Source organism: Curtobacterium sp. ZW137, assembly GCF_003762905.1.
Classification (GTDB): Bacteria; Actinomycetota; Actinomycetes; order Actinomycetales; family Microbacteriaceae; genus Curtobacterium.
The window spans coordinates 626,403-647,780 of the sequence record NZ_RJKS01000001.1 but is presented as its reverse complement, the minus strand read 5'-3'; the positions used below and the strand labels follow the sequence as shown (position 1 = coordinate 647,780).

Below are 21,378 nucleotides of genomic sequence, written 5' to 3'. Positions count from 1 at the left end.
TCACCCGCGATTCACGAGGGCGTGCTGGACTCGTCCAGGACGGTGTGGCATCGTGTTGCACCACGCATCTGGAACGGGCTCCTCCCCCGAGGGGCCCACCAACGGAATGAGAACCCGATGGAATCCCGGACGGCCGAGCACCCCAGGCCGAACCACTTCCTGCTCCACCTCAGCGACACCCACCTCATCGCGGGTGACGGCGACCTCTACGGGGACGTCGACTCCGCCGCACGGCTGTCGCAGATCATCGACGAGATCGAGGCATCCGGTGCCCGTCCGGAGGCGATCATCATCACCGGGGACGTGGCGGACAAGGGCGAGCCAGGGGCCTACGCCCGCGTCCGACGGATCATCGAGCCGGCTGCCGAGCGCATCGGCGCCCAGGTGATCTGGGCGATGGGCAACCACGACGAGCGCGGCGCATTCCGGCAGGAGCTCTTCGGACTCCACCCCACCGACCGGCCGGTGGACTTCGTGTACGAGGTGAACGGCCTCCGCGTCATCACCCTCGACACCAGCGTCCCGGGCGAGCACTACGGCATCGTCACCCCCGAGCAGCTCGACTGGCTCGCAGAGGTGCTCTCCGAGGCCGCACCGCACGGCACGATCCTCGCGATGCACCACCCGCCGGTCCCGAGCGTGCAGGACCTGACCGTCCTCGTGGAGCTCCGCGAGCAGCAGGCGCTTGCCGAGGTCGTCGAGGGATCCGACATCCTGGCCATCATCGCCGGGCACCTGCACTACTCGACGAGCGCCGTGTTCGCCGGCATCCCCGTCTCCGTGGCGAGTGCCACGTGCTACACGCAGGACCTCAACGAGTTCCAGGGCGGGACGCGCGGCCGCGACGGTGCGCAGTCGTTCAACCTGGTCCACGTGTACGGCCACAACGTCGTGCACTCGGTGGTGCCGATCGGGCAGTACGCCACGGTCGGTGAGCCGGTGTCGTCCGAGCAGACGGACGCCCGTCTCGCGGCGGCCGGGGTCGTCATCCCCGCGGCGGTCGAGCCGGCTCCGGTGACCTCGAGCATCCCCGTCTTCACGCTCGACTCGGTCCCCGTCTCCCCCGTCCACCGCTGACGCGCGCGCGTCCCGGTCCCGGTCCTGTACCTGGTGAGATCGCACTTCGTGTCGGATCGTCCGTGACGGACCCGACACGAAGTGCGATCTCAGCGCCAGCGCCAGCGCCAGCGCCAGCGCCAGCGCCAGCGCCAGCGTCCTCCCGGGGCGCTACGCGTCCGGGTTCTCCCACGGGGCCGGGAACGGGAAGTAGCGGTCCAGGAAGTCGGTGACGCGGGTGGTGCGCTCGTCGTCGCTGACCTCGGGGAAGCTGCCGTCGTTCAGGCAGAAGAAGTCGACGTTCCGCTTCTTCAGCAGGTCCTCGAGTGCGCGGAGCCCGGACTGCATCGTGGTGTCGATGTAGCGGACGGGCGCGTTCTCCTGCACGATCGCGCGGCCGGTGAGCAGCGCGTAGTAGTGGTAGAGCGAGTTCGTCACCGAGATGTTCTCCGCCGCACGGAACCGGGAGCCGGCGGTCGCCGCGAACTCGTCCGCGAACTCGTGCTCCATCTCGGTCATGATGCTCGCGCGGAGCGGGGTGGGAGCGTGCTCGAGGTGCCGGGTCGTCACGGCGCCGAAGCGCTGCGCGAGGAGCCGGCGGTTCACCCGCGCGGAGTTCTCGAAGCCACTGCGTGCCGGATTGTTCGAGCCGAGGCCGATCCGCGTGGTGGCGAGGATGAACTTCGTCACGGAACCCGGGCTGAAGAACACCGACGGGTCGACCTGCCGGCCGAAGAACATGTCGTCGTTCGAGTAGATGAAGTGCTCGCTGATGCCCGGGATGTGGTGCAGCTGCGACTCGACGGCCTGGGAGTTGTGCGTCGGCAGCACGGACGGGTCGGCGAAGAACTCCTCGCTGCGGACGATCCGGACGCGCGGGTGGTCCGCGAGCCACGCCGGTGCCGGGGAGTCGGTCGCGATGTAGATCGTCCGGACCCACGGCGCGTACATGTACACGGAGCGGAGAGCGTACTTGAGCTCGTTGATCTGCCGGAAGCGGGCGGGGGCGTCGTCGCCCTCCCCCAGGACGGCGGACGACTGCGCTGCCTGGCGCGCGCGCTGGTACTCGATCGCGTTGCCGTCCACCCACGAGAAGACGATGTCGATCGGGAAGCGGATGTCCGAGACGTGGTCGTCGAACATGTGCTCGACGGTGCGCCAGGTGCGACCGTAGCGCTCGATGTCGACGAGGACGAACTCCTCGACCGGCAGGCTGCGACGCATCAGGGCGTTCTCCACCGGTGCGAGGACCTCGGTGTCCGTCACCCGCCAGAACTCCATCTGGACGCTGGTCTCGGCGCCGTAGCGGAGACGACCGAGCGGCTCGACGCGCGGACGGAAGACGCGCAGGACGAGGTCGTCCGGCGAGCCGAGGCCGTCGTCGACGACGAGCACCGCGGGCTTCCCCGGCGGCTTCGCGTAGAACGGTTCGCCGACGGCGGCGTCCATCACGGCGGACTCGGCGCGCTGGCGGTCCCGCTCGTCGAGCGCGATCACCGGGCGCTGGTCGTTGCCGCGGATGAGGAGGTGGTCGACGTCCGCGGCGGTGAGCGCGTCGTCGAGGAAGAGCAGGTCTTCGATCATGGACTGCTGCGGGGTCAGGTGCCCGTTGAGCAGGGTGAAGCGCCCCTTCCGGAGCACGACATCGGATCGATCGAGACCGCCGGAGGACGGTCGAGGGTTCAGCAGAGGACTCTCGGTCACCGGCTCGGTCTCGTTGCTCATCCATGCCCTTCGTCTCGTGTGGTCGGACCACGTGCCCGACGCTGCCGATCCTACCGGGCGGGCGGTGCTTCCGTCGTTCGGGGCACCTTGACGACGATGCCGACCACGATGAACAGCGCGGCGGCGACGACCTGCAGCGCCGCCCAGACCTGCCCCGGGATCGGGACGACGACGAGCGGGTTCCAGCAGACCGCGACGGCGGCCATCAGCACGGCGGTCCACCAGGAGCGACCGCGGATGCAGAACACGAGCACGATCAGGGCCAGGACGGTGATCCCCCAGCGCACGAAGACGAACGCGGGGGCGTCCAGGAACGCGATGCACGCCAGCAGCACGATGGCCGCGAGCAGGGACGGTGCGAGCGCCGGACGGGTGAACGCCGGGGTGGCGGGTGCCGCAGGGGCCGGGCGCGCGCTGGACGCGGCAGCCCCGAACGACGACCCGACCGGGGGCCGTCCCTTCCGTGCTGCCATCAGGCGGAAGCCTCGTCCAGTTCGATCGCGGTGATGGGCCGGGACATCGGCGGGAGGCCGCGGAGCCGTTCCAGCGCCGGGACGAGTTCGGCGACGTACGCCCGGTAGCCCTCGTCGGTGAGGTGCAGGCCGTCGTCGGTGAACTGCTCGGCGAGGTGGTCCCCGTCGGCCAGGGCCGGCCAGACGTCGAGGTACTGCGCGTGACAGGTGGCGACGAACTGGCGGAGGTGCCGGTTCGCCTCTTCGATGCGCGGGGTGTACTCGGCCTGCCGCGGGAGGATGGAGACCAGCAGGAGCCGGACCCCGGGGAGCTCGCGGCGGAGCGTCACGAGGATCGTCTCGACGTTCCGCACGACGTGCTCGGCGCTCTTGCGGTGGTTGCCGAAGTCGTTGGTGCCGATGAGCAGCACGATCTCTTCCGGTGCGGCTGCCACGACGGCGTCGAGCCGCTCGAGGACGCCGTCCGTCGTGTCGCCGTTGATGCCGTGGTTCAGGGTCTGCTCGTCCGGCAGACGCTCGTCCCAGGACCCGCCTGCGGTGATGCTGTCCCCCAGGAACAGGATCGTGCCGCGTTCGTCGTCGCTCATGCTGCCTCCTCGTGCTCCGGCGTGCGAGACCCATTCTGGTGCGTGCTGTTGGCCTGCGTCGAGTCGGTGCGGTGGGCTTCGCGCTCGGCACGGGCCGTGATGCGCTCCACCATGCCGGGGAAGATGACCCCGTGGAAGGGCAGGATCGAGTACCAGTACAGCCGTCCGGCGAGTCCCTGCGGGAAGTACAGCGCCCGCTGGTGGTAGTCGCAGCCGCCGTCGTCGGTCGGCGTCACGGTCATCTCGAGCCACGCACGACCCGGTGACTTGAACTCGGCCCGGAGCCGCAGGTAGCGCCCGCGGTCGAGTCGTTCGACGCGCCACCAGTCGAGCGCGTCGCCCTGCTCGAGGCGCTTGGGGTCGCGACGGCCGCGGTTCAGCCCGACACCGCCGGCGATCTTGTCCATCCAGCCGCGTGCGACCCACGCGAGGGGGAAGGAGTACCAGCCGTTCTCGCCGCCGATGGACTCGACGACGCTCCAGACGGCCTCCGGCGGCGCGGCGCTGTGGCGGTGCCGGTCGTCCACGTAGACCGTGTGGCCGGCCCAGTCCGGGTCGCTCGGCAGCGGGTCGGCCGGCGTGCTCGCGAGCGTGGCGCTGCGCCAGCTCGTCTGGACCTCGCCCTTGCGCATCTTCGTCAGCGCGAGCCGCACGGACCGTCGGTACGAGGTGAGTCCCCCGGTGGGACGCGGGACCACGTCGTCGATGTCGTGCTCGCGCTGCACGCACTCGAACTGCAGCGACTCGATGATCGGCGTCGCGAGCTTGCGCGGGATGGGGGTGACGGCGTTGAACCAGTGGGCGGCGAGCCCCGGGGTCATGACCGGCAGCGACGAGATCGGGCGCTGGGGCAGCTTGGCCTCGACCGCGTAGCCGTTCAGCATCTGGCCGTACCGGAGCACGTCCGGCCCGCCGATGTCGAACGTCCGGTTGACGTCGTCCGGGATGTCGAGCGCCGCGACGAGGTAGTAGAGCACGTCGCGCACGGCGATCGGCTGGATCCGGTTGCGGACCCACTTCGGCGCGGGCATCCACGGCAGGACGTCGGTGACGTGCCGGATCATCTCGAACGAGGTGCTGCCGGAGCCGATCACCACACCGGCCTGGTACGCGATCGTCGGGACACCGGAGCCGAGCAGGACGTCGCCGACCTCTTTCCGGCTGCGCAGGTGCTTCGAGAGCTCACCGTCCGGGTGCAGGCCGCCGAGGTACACGAAGCGGCGCACGCCAGCGGCCTCCGCGGCGGACGCCATGGTCTCGACGGCCTTCCGCTCGGCCGACTCGAAGTCGCCGTCCGCCCCCATCGCGTGCGCCAGGTAGTAGACGGCCTCGATCCCGTCCACCGCGGTGGCCACGGCGTCGGCGTCCTGCAGGTCCCCCTGCACGATGTCGACGTCACCGTGCCACGGGACGTCGTCGAGCTTCTGCGGGGTGCGGACGAGCACCCGCACGGAGTGCCCTGCTTCGAGGAGACGGGGAACGAGACGACCGCCGATGTAGCCGGTGGCCCCGGTGACGAGGACGCGCATGCGGGGCACGGTACGCCGCGCGCCTTGAGGGTAGGCTCGTCGGGTGGACAACGCAGCCTTCCCCGTCACCGCCGACGCAGTCCGTGGACTCATCGACCACGCGATCCTCAAGCCGGAACTCACCCGTGCCGACGTCGACGCGCAGCTCGACGAAGCCGCCACGTACCGCGTCTTCAGCGTGTGCGTCCGGCCGAGCGACGTCCGGCACGCCGTGGAGCGCCTCCAGGGCACCGGGGTCGGCGTCGGGACGGTCATCGGCTTCCCGCACGGCACCACCTCGACCGAGGCCAAGGTCGCCGAGTCGCTGCAGGCCCTGGCCGACGGCGCCTTCGAGCTCGACATGGTCCAGAACATCGGCGCCGCGAAGTCCGGCGACTGGGACCGGGTCCGCAACGACGTCCGCGCCGTCGTCGACGCCGCCGGTGACACGGTCGTGAAGGTCATCCTCGAGACCGCGTTCCTCACCGACGACGAGATCGTCGCCGCCAGCCGGGCCGCGGTCGCCGGTGGAGCCGCGTTCGTGAAGACCTCGACCGGGTTCGCCGGCGGTGGCGCCACCACGGAGCACATCGCCCTGATGCGCGAGACCGTCGGCGCGGACACCGGCGTGAAGGCCTCAGGCGGCGTCCGCGGGCTCGACACCCTCATCGACATGGTCCAGGCCGGTGCCGACCGCATCGGCACCAGCGCCTCGGCACGCATCCTCGACGAGGTCGCGCACCGTCTCGAGACCGGCGCCGCGTCCGGCGCGGGTGACGACACCAGCTCGTACTGAACCGCGGCGCACTGTTCAGCAGTGCACTGCACCGCGGTGCACCGCACCCTCCCGACCACCCACCACCTGCCCTGAGCCGGGGTGCGGACCGGACGCGACGACGCGTCCCGGGGCCGCACCGGGCCTCCAGACCGTCGCATCGGAGCGAGCATGTCGAACACGGAACCCACGACCGACCACCCCGGGGCCCTCGCCCTCGCCGTCGACCTCGGCGGCACCAAGGTGGAGGCCGCGCTGGTCAGCGACCAGGGAGTCGTGCTGCCCGGCAGCCGCTTCCGGAGCCCCACCGGGCCGCAGCGCACCTCGGAGGAGCTGCAGGCCGCGGTCGACGAGGTCGTCACCGACGCGCTCGGTGCGCTCCCCGCCGACGCGACGCTCGCCGGCGTCGGGATCGGTTCCGCCGGCCCCGTCGACGAGGAGCACGGGCTCGTCTCGCCGCTCAACATGCCGGTCTGGCGCGGGTACCCGCTGCGTGACCGCATCGCCGCGCACGTGCCCGACGGCACGCCCGTGACGCTCCGCATGGACGGGCTCGCGATCACGCTCGCCGAGCACTGGCTCGGCGCGGCGCAGGGCTCCGACCACGTGATGGGCATGATCGTTTCCACCGGCGTCGGTGGCGGGCTGATCCTGCACGGCCGGACCGTCAGCGGCCCCACCGGCAACGCCGGACACATCGGGCACGTCGAGTGCGGCGGGTACGACGATCCGTGCGCCTGCGGCGGTACCGGCTGCCTGGAGGCCGTGGCCAGCGGCCCGAAGACCGTCGCGTGGGCGCAGCGTCAGGGATTCGCCGGCACCACCGGCGAGGAACTGTCGGCCGCGTACGCGGCGGGTGACGAGATCGCGGTCGCCGCGGTCAAGCGCAGCGGACGGGCGCTCGGGCAGGCCATCGCGTCGGCGACGTCGCTGGTCGACCTCGAGGTGGTGGCGATCGGCGGCGGGTTCTCGCACGTCACGCCGGACCTGTTCGAGTACGCGCGGCAGGCGGTCGCGGAGCGTCGTGAGTTCGGGTTCGTCACGAAGGTGCGGATCGTCCCGACCGGGCTCTCGCAGGACGGGCCGTTGATCGGCGCGGCGGCGCTGGTGCACCGGGCGCACGTCCTGCGCTGAGCCGGGCGCTGTCGCGCTCGTGCGCGCTTCGCCGGGCGCTGTCGCGCTCGTGCGCGCTTCGCGCGGCGCTGTCCACAAGGGGACCGGGTGGGCCGGTGGGTGCGGCAGGATGTGCGGGTGCCTCCCTCCCGCCTCGTCACCACCGAGGACTGGCCCGAAGCGGAGTTGCGCGCGGCCGTGCTCGCGGGGGAGCTCGTCGCCGTGGGAGCCTGCTGGGCATCCGTCGCCGAGCCGCAGGACCCGGCACTCCGTGCGGCGTCGTTCGCGTGGAGCACCGGTGACGACCGGGTCATCGCCTCCGGGCGGAGCGCCGCGTGGACCTGGGGTGCCCGCTCCCGGCCGCCACTCCCCCACGACGCCTGCGTCCGTGCCGGGGAACGCGTCCGCCAGAGCGGCGGCGACCGGATCCGGGAGATCGCGATCGACGAGGACGACCTGGTCCTCCTGGCGGGGACCTCGGTGACCTCGCCGACCCGGACGGCGCTGGACCTGCTGCGCACCGCCAGTCCGGACGGGTGGGCCGAGCGCGCCGCGACCGTGGTCGGGCTCCTCGCGGTCACGGGGGTGACGGCCGACCACGTTCGTGAGCGGCTGCACCGGCTCGGGACCGTGCCGATGGTGCGTCAGGCCGAGCGACGACTGGCCGAGCTCGCGGGCGCCGCAGACAGCACCGGCACGACTGCCGTGGTCCGCGCGGTGTCGCTCAGCCGGCGCTGACGCGGTACACGTCGTACACCGCGTCGATGCGGCGCACCGCGTTCAGCACGCGGTCCAGGTGGGTGGTGTCACCCATCTCGAACACGAACCGGGACAGGGCCAGACGGTCGGACGACGTGGAGACCGTCGCCGACAGGATGTTCACGTGGTGGTCCGTCAGCACCCGGGTGACGTCGCTGAGGAGCCCCGACCGATCGAGCGCTTCGATCTGGATCTGGACGAGGAACACCGACTTCGACGACGGGGCCCACTCGACCTCGATCATCCGGTCGGGCTCGTTCATCAGGGACTTGACGTTCGTGCAGGACGCCTGGTGGACGGAGACGCCCTGACCGCGGGTGATGAACCCGACGATCTGGTCCCCCGGCACCGGGGTGCAGCACTTCGCGAGCTTGACCAGGATGTCGGGCGCACCACGGACGAGCACACCGCTGTCGCTGTTGCGCAGCTGCCGGCTCGTGACCTGGCGCGGGAACGCCAGCTCGGGTTCATCGGTCTCGGTCTCCGTCTGGACGCCGGCGAGCACCTTCTCGATGACCGACTGCGTGGAGACGTGGCCCTCACCGATGGCGGCGTAGAGCGCGGAGACGTCGTCGTAGCGCATCGCCGAGGCCACCTCGGAGATGGAGTCCTGGCTCATGATGCGCTGCAGCGGCAGGTTCTGCTTGCGCATCGCCCGGGCGATCGCGTCGCGGCCCTGCTCGATGGCTTCTTCGCGGCGCTCCTTGGTGAACCACTGCTTGATCTTGTTCCGGGCGCGGGGGCTCCGGACGAAGGTCAGCCAGTCCTGCGAGGGGCCGGAGTCGGGGTTCTTCGACGTGAAGATCTCCACGACGTCACCGCTCGACAGCGAGCTCTCGAGCGGCACGAGCCGCCCGTTCACCTTCGCACCCATGGTGCGGTGGCCGATCTCGGTGTGCACGGCGTACGCGAAGTCGACGGGGGTGGCACCGGCGGGCAGGCCGATGACCTTGCCCTGCGGCGTGAAGACGTAGGTCTCCTTCGCGCCGATCTCGTAGCGCAGCGAGTCGAGGAACTCGCCCGGGTCGCTGGTCTCCGCCTGCCAGTCGGTGATGTGCGCGAGCCACGCCATGTCCTGGTCGGTGGCGCTCGAGCTGTCGACGTCGCGGCCGGCGGCACGCTGCTTGTACTTCCAGTGCGCGGCGACACCGAACTCGGCGCGCTGGTGCATCTCGTGGGTACGGATCTGGATCTCGACCGGGCGCCCCTGCGGTCCGAGGACCGAGGTGTGCAGCGACTGGTAGAGGTTGAACTTCGGCGTCGCGATGTAGTCCTTGAACCGGCCGGGCAGCGGCGTCCACCGCGCGTGCACGGACCCGAGCATCGCGTAGCAGTCACGGACCGTCGGCACGAGCACCCGGATGCCGACGAGGTCGTAGATCTCGTCGAACTCGCGGCCCCGCACGATCATCTTCTGGTAGATCGAGTAGTACTGCTTCGGCCGCCCCATGACCTCGCCGCGGACCTTCGCGGCCTTGAGGTCCTTCTTGAGGGTGCCGATGACGTTCTGCACGAACTGCTCGCGCTTCGGCTGCCGTTCCTTGACGAGGCTGTCGATCTCGACGTAGAGCTTCGGGTGCAGCACCGCGAACGAGAGGTCCTCGAGCTCCAGCTTGATCATCTGGATCCCGAGCCGGTGCGCCAGCGGCGCGTAGATCTCGAGGGTCTCCTTGGCCTTGCGGGTGGCCGAGGTCGACTCGACGAAGCCCCACGTGCGGGCGTTGTGCAGCCGGTCCGCGAGCTTGATGACGAGCACGCGGATGTCCTTCGACATCGCGATGACCATCTTGCGGACAGTCTCCGCCTGCGCGCTGTCGCCGTACTTGACCTTGTCGAGCTTCGTGACGCCGTCGACGAGCATCGCGATCTCGTCGCCGAAGTCCTGGCGCAGCTGGTCCAGCTGGTAGTCGGTGTCCTCGACCGTGTCGTGCAGCAGGGCGGCCGCGATCGTGATCGGCCCGATCCCCAGGTCTGCCAGGATCTGCGCCACCGCGACGGGGTGCGTGATGTACGGCTCGCCGGACTTGCGCTTCTGCCCGTCGTGGGCGCGCTCGGCGACGGAGTACGCGCGCTCGATGAGCGTGACGTCGGCCTTGGGGTGGTGCGAGCGCACCGTGCGGATCAGGGTGTCGACCGCACCGGCCGGCTGTGCCCGGGAGAACAGGCGAGGCAGGAGGGACCGGAGCGAGCCGAGGTTGCCCGTGGTGTTCGGGCCGAGCGGCGGGCTCGACGGCAGTGGGCTGGCGCCGGGGACCGATGCGCCCGGGCGGCTGGGCGTGGAGTCGTCCTGCTTCGAGGACTCACGGATGTCCGTCATGATGCGCCTCCCAGGACTGATCGGACCAGACTACGCGCGTGGCGTCAGTGCTCGTGACCACGTTCGCGCTGGGCGTCGGCGCGCTCCACCGGCGCACCGGCGGCTTCCCACGCGACCATGCCGCCGGCAAGGTTCACCGCGGGGACCCCGGACTGCTCCAGCGCCGCGACGACCCGTGCGGACCGCATCCCGGAGTGGCAGACGATGATCGCCGGCTCGTCGGTGGGCTGGATCTCGGTCCAGCGCTCCGACAGCTCCGACATCGGCACGAGTGTGGCCTGCGGGGCGTGGACGTCGTCCCACTCCCCCTGCTCGCGGACGTCGTACAGCCGCGAGCCGACCGCGATGCGGCGCAGGGCTTCCTCGGTGGTGATCTCCTCCACGGGATCAGGCCTCCGCCGTCGCCTTGACCTCGGCGCGCTTCTTCGCCGCGGCCTGCTTCTTGGCGTCCGCCGCCTTGATCTTCGGCTCACCTTCGCGGAGGTGTGCGTACATCGGCGACGCGATGAAGATCGTCGAGTACGTGCCCACGATGATGCCGATGAAGAGCGCGAGCGAGATGTCGCGGAGCGTCCCGGCACCGAGGACGTACGACCCGATGAAGAGGATCGCGCCGACCGGCAGGAGCGCCACGACCGAGGTGTTGATCGAGCGGACGAGCGTCTGGTTCACCGCGAGGTTCACCGACTGCACGAAGGTGCGGTGGGTCTCCATCGCGGTGTTCTCACGCACCTTGTCGAAGACCACCACGGTGTCGTAGAGCGAGTACCCGAGGATCGTCAGGAAGCCGATGACCGCCGCCGGCGTGACCTCGAGCCCGACGATGCCGTAGACACCGGCCGTGATCAGGAGGTCGTGGAGCAGCGCCACCATCGCCGAGAGCGACATCTTCCAGGTGCGGAAGTACAGCGCCATGAACACGGCTGCCAGCGCGAGGAAGATCACGAGGCCGCGGATGGCCTGCGCGAGGACATCGGCACCCCACGTCGCGCCGATGAAGGTCGATGCGACTTCGCTGCTGTCGACGTTGTACGCGTCGGCGAGGGCACCCTGCACCTGCGTGGTCTGTGCGTCGGTGAGCTGCCCGGTCTGCACGCGGATGCCGTGCGTCCCGAGCTGCGAGACGCGCGGGATCTCGTCGGTGACGATGTTCTCGACGGCGTCCGTCGCGAGGTTCTGGTCGAGGTTCTTGACGTCCGAGATCGTGAACTCGGAACCGCCGGTGAACTCGATGCCGAGCTGGTACCCGCCGCGGAGCCACGGGACGCCCAGCGAGATCAGGATCGCCGCGATGGCGATCACGTACCAGAGGCGTCGGCGGCCGACGATGTCGTACGAGCGCTTGCCCGTGTAGAGGTCGTTGCCGAACTGGCTGAAGCTCGCCATCAGCTGTCCTTCCCGTTCGGCTTGCCGCCGTTGTCGCCGTTGCCGGCCTTGCGCTCCGCGATGGTCTGTCGACGCTGTGCCTCACCGGCACTGCGCTGGCGTTTGCCGTCCACGACGGGTGCCCGGAACTGGGCACGGCCGCGGTACACGGCACCGAGGGCCGCTGGGTCGAGCCCGCTGAACCGGTGCCCCTCGTTGAAGAAGCGGCGGCGCGAGATGAGCTGGAGCATCGGGTGCGTGAAGAGGATCACGACCACGACGTCGATGAGGGTGGTGAGGAGCAGCGTGAACGCGAAGCCCTTCACGTCGCTCACCGCGAGGATGTAGAGCACGATCGCGGCGAGGAAGTTGATCGAGTCGGACGCCAGGATCGTGCGGAGTGCACGCTTCCAGCCGGACTCGACCGCGCCTTCGAGGGCTCGGCCTTCACGGAGTTCGTCGCGGATCCGCTCGAAGTAGACGATGAACGAGTCCGCTGTGATGCCGATCGCCACGATCAACCCCGCGACGCCGGCCAACGACAATCGGTAGTCGACGCGCCAGGACATGATCGCGATCACGAGGTACGTCAGCGCGGCGGCGACGCCGAGCGACAGGACCGTCACGAACGCCAGGGCCCGGTACTGGATGACCGAGTAGATGATGACGAGGATCAGACCGATCAGGCCGGCGACCAGGCCACCGATGAGCTGCGCGGTGCCGAGCGTGGCCGAGATGTTCTCGTTCGACTGCACCTTGAAGTTGATCGGCAGGGCGCCGTACTTCAGCTGGTCGGCGAGGGTCTTCGCGGACTCCGCGGTGAACGACCCGCTGATCTGCGCCTTGCCGTTGGTGATCGCGCTGTTCGTGGTCGGCGCGGTGATCACGTTGCCGTCGAGCACGATCGCGAACTGGTTCTGCGGCGCGGTCAGGGACACGAGGCGGTTCGTGACCGTGCGGAAGTCCTTCGTGCCGGTGCCGTCGAAGGTCAGGTTGACCGCCCACTCACCGGTCGTGGTGCCCTGGGAGGACGTCGCGAGGCCCGAGGTGGCGTTGCTGATGTTCGCGCCGGACACCTCGACCGGGCCGAGGATGTACTTCGCGGCACCGTCCTGGTCGCAGGTGACGAGGGGCTCGTCATCGGGCGCGGAGGAGACGTCGTCCGGAGCCGTGCACTGGTAGTTCGTGTACAGGTCCTGCAGCTTCGGCGTGACCCAGTTCAGGTCGCTCGCGTTCGACGGCTTCGCGCTCGGCGTGGCCTGGAGCGACGCCGGCGGCGAGTACGGCGTCGGCGAGGCGCTCGAGGACGACCCGTCACCGACGGAGGTGTCGGTCGCTGCCTCGGTGTAGAGGACCGGGCGGAACGTCAGCTTCGCCGCTGCCTCGATCCGCGCGATCGTCTGCTGGTCGGGCTTGCCCGGGATCGAGACGACGATGTTGTTCGCGCCCTGGGTGTTGATCTCGGACTCGGAGACACCGGTGGCGTCGATGCGCTGCCGGATGATGTTCACCGCCTGCTTGAGCTGGTCCGCGGTGACCGAGTCACCGTCGGTGCTCTGCGCCGCGAGGGTCAGCTGCGTGCCGCCCTGCAGGTCGAGGGCGAGCTCGGGGACCCAGCTCGCCCCTTCGAACCACTTGCCCGTGTCGTCCTTGGTGGTGCTGGCGAGGATCGACGCGGCCGTGTTCAGGCCAGCGAGGATCGCCATGATGATCACCAACCAGGTGAGCGAGCGCAGCGCCTTCTTGACGGGTGTCGATCGTGCCACCGGTCGTCTCGTCTTTCTGTCAGGACCGACGGCGCGCACGCCGACGGCAGAGATGTCACCGCCCGGTCACGGATGTGTCCGGGCGGGTGAGCGGATCAGTCCTCGGACTTGCGCTTCGCCTGCTCGGCGTCGTCTGCACGCTCGCCGTAGACGGGCTCACCGTTGAGTTCGGCGACGGGCTTGGGCTCGTCTTCCGGGGTGGCGGTGGTCTCGATGTCCGATGCGCTGTCGTCCACGACGCGGGAGAGCGTCTGACGGTGCACGGTCACGATGGTTCCGGGGGCGATCTCGACGTCGGCGGTGACCTTCTCGTCATCGACGGAGAGGAGTGTGCCGTAGAGGCCGAACGAGAGCATGACCCGAGCGCCCGGGACCATCTTGGTCGCGAGTTCGGACTGCTGCTTCTTGCGCTTGCGGCTGTTGTAGAACATGAAGGCCGCGAACGCCACGACGATGACGATGAGGATGACTTCTTGACCCATGATTGCGATGCCTTCTCTGGTATTTCGGTTTCGGGCCGTAGCAGTCTAGGGCACGGGGCTGTGCCCGTCGTCTCCCCCGGCTGAGACGGTCGGACTACTCGTCCTCGAACAGGCCGGGCTGTGGGCCGACGCCGCCCTGACCCGGGGTCAGGCCGAAGTGGCGCCACGCCGACGGGGTGGCGATCCGGCCGCGCGGCGTCCGCGTGACCAGGCCGATCCGGACGAGGAAGGGCTCCACCACGGACTCGATGGTCTCGGACTCTTCGCCCACGGAGACTGCGAGGGTGTTCAACCCGACCGGGCCGCCGTCGAAGCGGGTGAGCATCGTCTCGAGCACGGCGCGGTCCAGCCGGTCGAGGCCGTACTCGTCGACGTCGTACAGCTCGAGCGCGCCCTGGACCGCGGCCATGCCGTCCCGGGTGCCGTGCACGAGGGCGTAGTCCCGCACGCGGCGGAGCAGCCGGTTCGCGATGCGGGGTGTCCCCCGCGAGCGGCCCGCGATCTCCCGCAGGGCGAAGCGGTCGAAGTCGAGGTCGAGCAGGTGCGCGGCACGGATGAGGACCTGTTCGAGCTCGTCGCGCTCGTAGAACTCGAGGTGCGCGGTGAAGCCGAAGCGGTCGCGCAGCGGGTTCGGCAGGAGGCCCGCCCGGGTGGTGGCACCGACGAGCGTGAACGGCGCGAGGTCGAGCGGGATGCTGGTCGCACCCGCACCCTTGCCCACCATCACGTCGATCCGGAAGTCCTCCATCGCCAGGTAGAGCATCTCCTCCGCCGAGCGCGCCATCCGGTGGATCTCGTCGATGAAGAGGACCTCGCCCGGCATCAGCGACGACAGCACCGCGGCGAGGTCGCCGGCGTGCTGGATCGCCGGCCCGCTCGACATCCGCAGCGGGCGGCCCGACTCGTGCGCGACGATCATCGCGAGGGTCGTCTTGCCGAGCCCGGGTGGCCCCGCCATCAGGATGTGGTCAGGGGTGCGGTCCTGCATCGCCGCCGCCTTCAGCAGCAGGTCGAGCTGCCCGCGGACCTTCCGCTGTCCGACGAACTCCGCCAGGGACTTCGGCCGGAGCGCACCTTCGAAGGCGAGTTCTTCCGGGGACTGGGCGTCGGCCGCGGTGATGCCGCCGCTCATCGACCGGCACCGGTGGGACGGAGCGCGCCGAGCGCCGCGCGGAGCAGCGCCTGGGTGCCCATCGCCGCGACGCCGGGTTCGTTCGCGATCGTGTCGTCGACGGCGCTGCGCGCGGCGTCTTCGCGCCAGCCGAGCCCGACGAGCGCGATGACGACGTCTTCCGAGGCGGGGTGCGCGACACCGGCACGAGCACCGGGGGCAGCGGTCGGGGTCTCGAACGCCGCGAGCTTGCCGGAGAGCGCGACGATGATCAGCTTCGCGGTCTTCGGGCCGATGCCGGAGACCTTGCGGAAGGCGCCGTCGTCGTCGTGCGCGACGGCGTTCGCGATCTGTGCCGGGTCCATCGCCCCGAGGACGCCGAGCGCCGACTTCGGACCGACGCCGGAGACGCTCCGCAGCAGGTCGAACACGCGGAGCGCGTCCGTCGACTCGAAGCCGAAGAGCAGGTGCTCGTCTTCACGGACGATCATCGCGGTGCGCACGAAGACCTCGGCGCCGTGGCGCATGGTCAGCGCGTGCGCGGGGGTGACGGTGACGGCGTAGCCGACCCCGCCGACCTCGATCACGACGGACGATCCGGCGACGTCGATGCAGGTGCCCCGGAGACTCGCGATCATGCCCCGAGCCTACGGGCAGCCGCCGACGTCCCCGACGAGGCGCGCTGCCCGGCACCGGAGCGACCTGCCGCCGCTGCGGCGGCCGCGGCCTGCGCCAACGGCGACGACGTGGACCGTCCACCCGTGCCGGCCTGCGCGTCCCGCCACGCGCGTTGCGCCGGCGTCAGGCTGCCGGACTGCACGCCGACCTGGTCGGGTGCCCCGAGCCTCCAGGCATGGCACACCGCGAGCGCGAGCGCATCCGCGGCGTCGGCCGGCTTCGGTGCCTCCGCCAGGCCGAGGATCCGGGCGATCATCGCCTGGACCTGCTTCTTGTCGGCGTTGCCGTAGCCGGTGACCGCCGCCTTGACTTCCGACGGGGTGTGCAGGCCGACCGGGATCCCCCGGACGGCAGCGGCGTGCAGCGCGAGACCGGAGGCCTGCGCGGTGCCCATCACGGTGCGGACGTTCGCCTGGGCGAACACCCGCTCCACCGCGACGGCATCCGGGCGGTGTTCTTCGATCTGTTCGGCGATCCCGGCGGCGATGAGGACGAGGCGCTGCTCCAGCGCCATGTCCGCCGGCGTGCGGACGACCGTGACGTGCACCAGTCGGGCGCGACGGTTCGGAGTGACCTCGACCACCCCGACACCGCACCGGGTGAGCCCGGGGTCCACCCCGAGCACGCGCAGCACCTGCCTAGTCCTCGTCCTCGTCGAGCTCGGCCTGGACGTCGGCGGGGATGTCGAAGTTCGCGTAGACGTTCTGGACGTCGTCGCTGTCTTCGAGCGCGTCGATGAGCCGGAACACCTTGCGTGCCGTCTCGGCGTCGACCGGGACCTTGAGACCGGGGACGAACTCGGCGTCGGCGGAGTCGTAGTCGATGCCGGCGTCCTGCAGCGCGGTGCGGGCCGTGACGAGGTCGGATGCTTCGGTGATGACCTCGAAGCCGCCGCCCTGGTCGATGACGTCTTCGACACCGGCGTCGAGCACGGCCGTCATGACGTCGTCTTCGGACAGGCCGTCGACCTTCGTCACCGAGATGACGCCCTTGCGGGAGAAGTTGTAGGCGACGCTGCCCGGGTCGGCCATGGTGCCGCCGTTCCGCGACATCGCGGTGCGGACTTCGGCCGCTGCACGGTTCTTGTTGTCGGTGAGGCACTCGATGAGCATCGCGACGCCGTTCGGGGCGTAGCCCTCGTACATGATCGTCGTGTACTCGATCGACTCACCGGTCAGGCCGGCGCCGCGCTTGATCGCGCGGTCGATGTTGTCGTTGGGGACCGAGGTCTTCTTGGCCTTCTGCACGGCGTCGACGAGGGTCGGGTTGCCCGACATGTCGGCACCGCCCATCTTCGCGGCGACCTCGATGTTCTTGATGAGCTTCGCGAACGACTTGGCACGTCGGCCGTCGATGACGGCCTTCTTGTGCTTCGTCGTCGCCCACTTGGAATGCCCGGACACGGTTCTCCTTGCGTCTTGCGGAAAGTCAGGTTGAGTTTACGGCCTGGAGGCTCGGTGCACGTCCGGCGCGCAGGGCCTGTGGACAAGTGGCCGGGCCACGCTGGCGCGCCCCGTGGCCGGGTCAGGCGTTCCGGACCAGGTCCAGGAAGCGGCGGTGGAAGCGGTCTTCCCCCGCGACCTCCGGGTGGAACGCACTCGCGATGACGTTGCCCTGCTGCACCGCGACGACCTGGCCGTCCGACAGGGCACCGAGCACGTGCACGCCGTCACCGTGCTCCTCCACCACGGGTGCGCGGATGAACACCGCGTGCACCGGGGCGTCGCCGAGGTCGGGCATCGGGATGTCGGTCTCGAAGGAGTCGTTCTGGCTGCCGAATGCGTTGCGCCGGACCGTCGTGTCGAGGATCCCGAGGGTCTGCTGGCCGCCGATCGCGTTGGTGATGCGGTCGCTCAGCATGATCATGCCGGCGCAGGTGCCGTACGTCGGCAGCCCCTCGCGGATCGCCGCGGACAGGGGCTCCGCGACACCGAACGCGCGGGACAGCTTGTCCATCACGCTCGACTCGCCGCCGGGGATCACGACGCCGTGGAGCGACGCGATCTCCTCCGGACGACGGAGCGGCACCACCTCTGCCCCGAGCGCCGTCAGCGACGCGATGTGCTCGCGGAAGTCGCCCTGCAACGCGAGCACCCCGATGCGGGGTGCCGCGCCGGCCGTCGGACTACCAGCCACGCTCGGCCAGGCGGTGCGGTGCGGGGACGTCGGCGACGTTGATGCCGACCATCGCCTCACCCAGACCACGTGAGACCTCGGCGATGACCTTGGGGTCGTCGTGGAAGGTCGTGGCCTTGACGATCGCAGCCGCACGGGCCGCCGGGTCGCCGGACTTGAAGATGCCCGAGCCGACGAAGACGCCGTCCGCGCCGAGCTGCATCATCATCGCGGCGTCGGCAGGGGTGGCGACACCACCCGCGGTGAACAGCACGACGGGGAGCTTGCCGGTCTCGGCGACTTCCTGCACGACGTCGATCGGGGCCTGCAGTTCCTTCGCCGCGACGTACAGCTCGTCGGGACGGAGGTTGCGGAGCGCCGCGATCTCCTTCGAGATGGTGCGGATGTGCTTCGTCGCCTCGGACACGTCACCGGTGCCGGCTTCACCCTTGGAGCGGATCATGGCCGCACCTTCGGTGATGCGGCGGAGCGCTTCGCCGAGGTTGGTGGCACCGCAGACGAAGGGGGTGGTGAACTTCCACTTGTCGATGTGGTTGAGGTAGTCGGCGGGCGAGAGCACTTCGGACTCGTCGATGTAGTCGACGCCGAGCTCCTGCAGGACCTGGGCCTCGACGAAGTGGCCGATGCGGGCCTTCGCCATGACGGGGATCGACACCGCTGCGATGATCTCCTCGATCATCGAGGGGTCGGACATGCGGGCGACGCCGCCCTGCGCACGGATGTCGGCGGGGACGCGCTCGAGGGCCATGACCGCGGTCGCGCCGGCTTCTTCCGCGATGCGGGCCTGCTCGGCGTCGACGACGTCCATGATGACGCCGCCCTTGAGCATCTCCGCGAGACCGCGCTTGACACGGGAGGAGCCGGTGATCGACGTGCCGTTGACGTTCTGGCCGGGGGTGCTGGTGCTGTCGCTCATGATGGCGACCAGTCTAGTGCGCGGCGGGCCAGGCTTCCGCGACGAGCCGACGGGTGTCCCCGAGCAGCTGGGACATCGACTTCGTCCTGGCGATGATCGGGAAGAAGTTCGAGTCCGACTGCCACCGCGGCACGATGTGCTGGTGCAGGTGTCCGGCGACCCCGGCACCCGCCACCTCGCCCTGGTTCATGCCGATGTTGAAGCCGTCGCAGTGCGAGACCTGGCGCAGCACCCGCATCGCGGTCTGGGTCAGCTCGCCGATCTCCCGGAGTTCGTCGGGGGTTGCCTCGTCGTAGAGCGGGGTGTGTCGGTAGGGGCAGACCAGCAGGTGCCCGTTGTTGTAGGGGTAGAGGTTGAGCAGCACGTAGGCGTGCTCGCCCCTGGCGACGATCAGGGCGTCCTCGTCGGACTTCGCCGGCGCCTCGCAGAACGGGCAGTCGTCCCGGTGGCCACGGCCTTCCCCGGCCCGGCCGGAGTCGATGTAGGCCATCCGGTGCGGGTTCCAGAGGCGCTGGAAGGCATCCGGGACGGCGGCCTCGGTGGCCGCGTCCCGGATGACCAGCGGATCGTCGTGCTGCTCCGGCATCAGACCTGCGCGCGCTCGCGGATCGCGGTGAGGATTCGCTCCACCGCTTCGTCGACGGGCACGCCGTTGTCCTGACGGCCGTCGCGGAAGCGGAAGCTCACGGCACCGGCGTCACGGTCGTCCCCGCCGGCGATGAGCTGGAACGGGACCTTCTGCTTGGTGTGCGTGCGGATCTTCTTCTGCATGCGGTCGTCCGAGTGGTCGACCTCGGCGCGGACACCGTGGGTGCGGAGCTTCGCGATCACCTCGTCGAGGTAGTCGCCGTACTCTTCCGCGACCGGGATGCCGACGACCTGGACCGGGGCGAGCCACGCCGGGAACGCGCCGGCGTAGTGCTCGGTGAGGACGCCGAAGAACCGCTCGATCGAGCCGAACAGGGCGCGGTGGATCATCACCGGGCGCTGCCGGGTGCCGTCCGCCGCCGCGTACTCGATGCCGAAGCGCTCGGGCAGGTTGAAGTCGAGCTGCACGGTGGACATCTGCCAGGTGCGGCCGATGGCGTCACGAGCCTGGACGGAGATCTTCGGGCCGTAGAACGCGGCGCCGGCGGGGTCCGGCACGAGCTCGAGCCCGGACTCCTCGGCGACTTCCCGCAGGGTGTTCGTCGCTTCTTCCCAGACGTCGTCGTCGCCGACGTACTTCTCCGGGTCCTTGGTCGAGAGCTCGAGGTAGAAGTCGTCGAGGCCGTAGTCGCGCAGCAGCGAGAGCACGAACTCGAGCGTCGTGGTGAGCTCTTCCTTCATGCGCTCCTTCGTGGTGAAGATGTGCGCGTCGTCCTGGGTCATGCCACGGACCCGGGTGAGGCCGTGGATCACGCCGGACTTCTCGTTGCGGTAGACCGTGCCGAACTCGAACATCCGGAGCGGCAGGTCGCGGTAGGAGCGCGGCTGCGACCGGTACGCCAGGATGTGCATCGGGCAGTTCATCGGCTTGAGGTAGTAGTCGGCGCCCTGGCGGGTGACGTTGCCGTCCTCGTCCTTCGCCTCGTCCATGTGCATGGCCGGGAACATGCCGTCCTTGTACCAGCCGAGGTGCCCGGAGGTCTCGAAGAGGTCGCCCTTGGTGATGTGGGGCGTGTAGACGAACGAGTAGCCGTTCTGCTCGTGCCGACGGCGCGAGTAGTCCTCCATCTCACGGCGGATGATGCCGCCCTTGGGGTGGAAGATCGCCAGTCCGGAACCGATCTCGTCCGGGAACGAGAACAGGTCGAGCTCGGCACCGAGCTTGCGGTGGTCGCGCTTGGCCGCTTCCTCGAGCCGGACCAGGTACGCCTTCAGCTGGTCCTTGTCGGGCCATGCGGTGCCGTAGATGCGCTGCAGCTGCGGGTTCTTCTCGGAGCCGCGCCAGTACGCGGCGGCGACGCGCATGAGCTTCGCGGCGTTGCCGATCCAGCGGGTGTGCGGGACGTGCGGGCCGCGGCAGAGGTCCTGCCAGAGGACCTCGCCGCTCTTCGGGTCGACGTTCTCGTAGACGGTGAGCTCGCCGGCGCCGACCTCGACGCTCTCGCCGGAGTCGCCGTCGGAAGCGGCGCCCTTCAGGCCGATGAGCTCCTGCTTGTAGGGCTCCCCCGCCATCAGCTCGCGGGCCTGCTCGTCCGTGACGACGACGCGACGGAAGCGCTGGGCCTGCTTGATGATGCGGTCCATGCCCTTCCCGATCGCCTTGAGGTCCTCCGGGGTGAAGGGCTCGGCGACGTCGAAGTCGTAGTAGAAGCCGTCGGTGACCGGCGGACCGATCCCGAGCTTGGCGTCCGGGTTGATCTGCTGCACCGCCTGCGCGAGGACGTGCGCGGCGGAGTGGCGCAGGATGTCGAGGCCGTCCTGCTCGTCGAGGGTGACCGGCTCGGCGGTCTCGCCCGCCTGCACTTCGGCAGCGAGGTCCTTGAGGACCCCGGCCACGCGGATCGCGACGACGCCACGGACGCCGTCGAAGAGCTCGGTGCCCGTCGTCGTGGTCGTCGCGGTCACGGGCTCGGGCGCCTGGGGCGCGTCGTCGGGTGCGGGGGCGACTGACTCGGTCACGATG

The 21,378-nt window shown here is 69.9% G+C and carries 21 protein-coding genes; 4 read left to right on the top strand and 17 right to left on the bottom strand.

Translation table 11 applies throughout. From position 1 onward, the window contains the following. Window positions 1-117: 117 nt before the first annotated feature. Window positions 118-1,077: a phosphodiesterase gene (locus tag EDF55_RS03060; RefSeq protein WP_123653441.1), complete on the top strand. Its 960-nt coding sequence runs from the start codon at window positions 118-120 to the stop codon at window positions 1,075-1,077. A 150-nt stretch (window positions 1,078-1,227) separates the two neighbouring features. Here the strand turns inward: EDF55_RS03060 and EDF55_RS03055 are convergent, their stop codons facing one another. Genes EDF55_RS03055 through EDF55_RS03040 form a run of 4 tightly spaced genes read right to left on the bottom strand, consistent with a single transcriptional unit; the run spans window position 1,228 to window position 5,370 of the window. Further along, window positions 1,228-2,781 carry a stealth conserved region 3 domain-containing protein gene (locus EDF55_RS03055; protein WP_123653440.1) on the bottom strand — a complete coding sequence of 518 codons (1,554 nt, stop codon included), beginning with the start codon at window positions 2,779-2,781 and terminating at the stop codon, window positions 1,228-1,230. Between the two features lie 50 nt (window positions 2,782-2,831). Beyond that, window positions 2,832-3,254, bottom strand: a complete 423-nt coding sequence (locus EDF55_RS03050; protein WP_185017073.1) for a DUF6804 family protein — start codon at window positions 3,252-3,254, stop codon at window positions 2,832-2,834. Further along, a complete protein-coding gene (locus EDF55_RS03045) occupies window positions 3,254-3,841 on the bottom strand; it encodes a GDSL-type esterase/lipase family protein (RefSeq protein ID WP_123653439.1) in 588 nt (195 codons plus the stop codon). Before EDF55_RS03045 ends, EDF55_RS03050 begins: the two co-directional genes overlap by 1 nt. Further along, window positions 3,838-5,370 (bottom strand): SDR family oxidoreductase, encoded by a 1,533-nt coding sequence (locus EDF55_RS03040; RefSeq protein ID WP_123653438.1) that lies wholly within the window; start codon window positions 5,368-5,370, stop codon window positions 3,838-3,840. The genes EDF55_RS03045 and EDF55_RS03040 overlap by 4 nt, the downstream gene beginning before the upstream one ends. A gap of 43 nt (window positions 5,371-5,413) precedes the next feature. On the opposite strand from EDF55_RS03040, the gene deoC reads away from it, so the two are divergent. The 3 genes from deoC (at window position 5,414) to EDF55_RS03025 (ending at window position 7,975) form a co-directional block, all read left to right on the top strand. Further along, a complete protein-coding gene (gene deoC, locus EDF55_RS03035; protein ID WP_123653437.1) occupies window positions 5,414-6,145 on the top strand; it encodes a deoxyribose-phosphate aldolase in 732 nt (243 codons plus the stop codon). Window positions 6,146-6,295: 150 nt separating this feature from the next. Continuing rightward, window positions 6,296-7,258 carry an ROK family protein gene (locus EDF55_RS03030; protein ID WP_123653436.1) on the top strand — a complete coding sequence of 321 codons (963 nt, stop codon included), beginning with the start codon at window positions 6,296-6,298 and terminating at the stop codon, window positions 7,256-7,258. A 117-nt stretch (window positions 7,259-7,375) separates the two neighbouring features. Then, window positions 7,376-7,975, top strand: a complete 600-nt coding sequence (locus EDF55_RS03025; RefSeq protein ID WP_123653435.1) for a hypothetical protein — start codon at window positions 7,376-7,378, stop codon at window positions 7,973-7,975. Here EDF55_RS03025 and EDF55_RS03020 read toward each other — a convergent pair. The 13 genes from EDF55_RS03020 to thrS form a co-directional block, all read right to left on the bottom strand. After that, entirely contained in the window at window positions 7,962-10,313 is a 2,352-nt protein-coding gene (locus tag EDF55_RS03020) for a bifunctional (p)ppGpp synthetase/guanosine-3',5'-bis(diphosphate) 3'-pyrophosphohydrolase (protein ID WP_260235752.1), read from the bottom strand. The genes EDF55_RS03025 and EDF55_RS03020 overlap by 14 nt on opposite strands. Window positions 10,314-10,357: 44 nt before the next feature. Continuing rightward, window positions 10,358-10,696 carry a rhodanese-like domain-containing protein gene (locus tag EDF55_RS03015; RefSeq protein WP_123653434.1) on the bottom strand — a complete coding sequence of 113 codons (339 nt, stop codon included), beginning with the start codon at window positions 10,694-10,696 and terminating at the stop codon, window positions 10,358-10,360. 4 nt (window positions 10,697-10,700) lie between these two features. Continuing rightward, the gene (secF, locus tag EDF55_RS03010) at window positions 10,701-11,699 is read right to left on the bottom strand and encodes a protein translocase subunit SecF (RefSeq protein WP_123653433.1); all 999 of its coding nucleotides are present in this window, start codon (window positions 11,697-11,699) and stop codon (window positions 10,701-10,703) included. Then, a complete protein-coding gene (secD, locus tag EDF55_RS03005; RefSeq protein ID WP_123653432.1) occupies window positions 11,699-13,444 on the bottom strand; it encodes a protein translocase subunit SecD in 1,746 nt (581 codons plus the stop codon). The genes secF and secD overlap by 1 nt, the downstream gene beginning before the upstream one ends. Before the next feature lie 95 nt (window positions 13,445-13,539). Then, window positions 13,540-13,926: a preprotein translocase subunit YajC gene (gene yajC / locus EDF55_RS03000; protein WP_123653431.1), complete on the bottom strand. Its 387-nt coding sequence runs from the start codon at window positions 13,924-13,926 to the stop codon at window positions 13,540-13,542. A 94-nt stretch (window positions 13,927-14,020) separates the two neighbouring features. Beyond that, complete coding sequence (gene ruvB, locus EDF55_RS02995) at window positions 14,021-15,058, bottom strand: Holliday junction branch migration DNA helicase RuvB (RefSeq protein ID WP_123653430.1); 1,038 nt, start codon at window positions 15,056-15,058, stop codon at window positions 14,021-14,023. After that, entirely contained in the window at window positions 15,055-15,675 is a 621-nt protein-coding gene (gene ruvA / locus EDF55_RS02990; RefSeq protein ID WP_123653429.1) for a Holliday junction branch migration protein RuvA, read from the bottom strand. Before ruvA ends, ruvB begins: the two co-directional genes overlap by 4 nt. Further along, on the bottom strand, window positions 15,672-16,346 hold the full coding sequence (gene ruvC / locus EDF55_RS02985) for a crossover junction endodeoxyribonuclease RuvC (protein WP_123653846.1): 675 nt from the start codon (window positions 16,344-16,346) through the stop codon (window positions 15,672-15,674). The genes ruvA and ruvC overlap by 4 nt, the downstream gene beginning before the upstream one ends. Before the next feature lie 7 nt (window positions 16,347-16,353). Continuing rightward, on the bottom strand, window positions 16,354-17,118 hold the full coding sequence (locus EDF55_RS02980; RefSeq protein ID WP_123653428.1) for a YebC/PmpR family DNA-binding transcriptional regulator: 765 nt from the start codon (window positions 17,116-17,118) through the stop codon (window positions 16,354-16,356). 121 nt (window positions 17,119-17,239) lie between these two features. Continuing rightward, the gene (gene pdxT, locus EDF55_RS02975) at window positions 17,240-17,851 is read right to left on the bottom strand and encodes a pyridoxal 5'-phosphate synthase glutaminase subunit PdxT (protein ID WP_123653427.1); all 612 of its coding nucleotides are present in this window, start codon (window positions 17,849-17,851) and stop codon (window positions 17,240-17,242) included. Then, window positions 17,841-18,767 carry a pyridoxal 5'-phosphate synthase lyase subunit PdxS gene (gene pdxS, locus EDF55_RS02970; RefSeq protein ID WP_123653426.1) on the bottom strand — a complete coding sequence of 309 codons (927 nt, stop codon included), beginning with the start codon at window positions 18,765-18,767 and terminating at the stop codon, window positions 17,841-17,843. Before pdxS ends, pdxT begins: the two co-directional genes overlap by 11 nt. A gap of 13 nt (window positions 18,768-18,780) precedes the next feature. Next, the gene (locus tag EDF55_RS02965; RefSeq protein ID WP_123653425.1) at window positions 18,781-19,353 is read right to left on the bottom strand and encodes an HIT domain-containing protein; all 573 of its coding nucleotides are present in this window, start codon (window positions 19,351-19,353) and stop codon (window positions 18,781-18,783) included. Then, window positions 19,353-21,320 carry a threonine--tRNA ligase gene (gene thrS, locus EDF55_RS02960; RefSeq protein ID WP_123653845.1) on the bottom strand — a complete coding sequence of 656 codons (1,968 nt, stop codon included), beginning with the start codon at window positions 21,318-21,320 and terminating at the stop codon, window positions 19,353-19,355. Before thrS ends, EDF55_RS02965 begins: the two co-directional genes overlap by 1 nt. Between the last annotated feature and the right edge of the window lie 58 nt (window positions 21,321-21,378).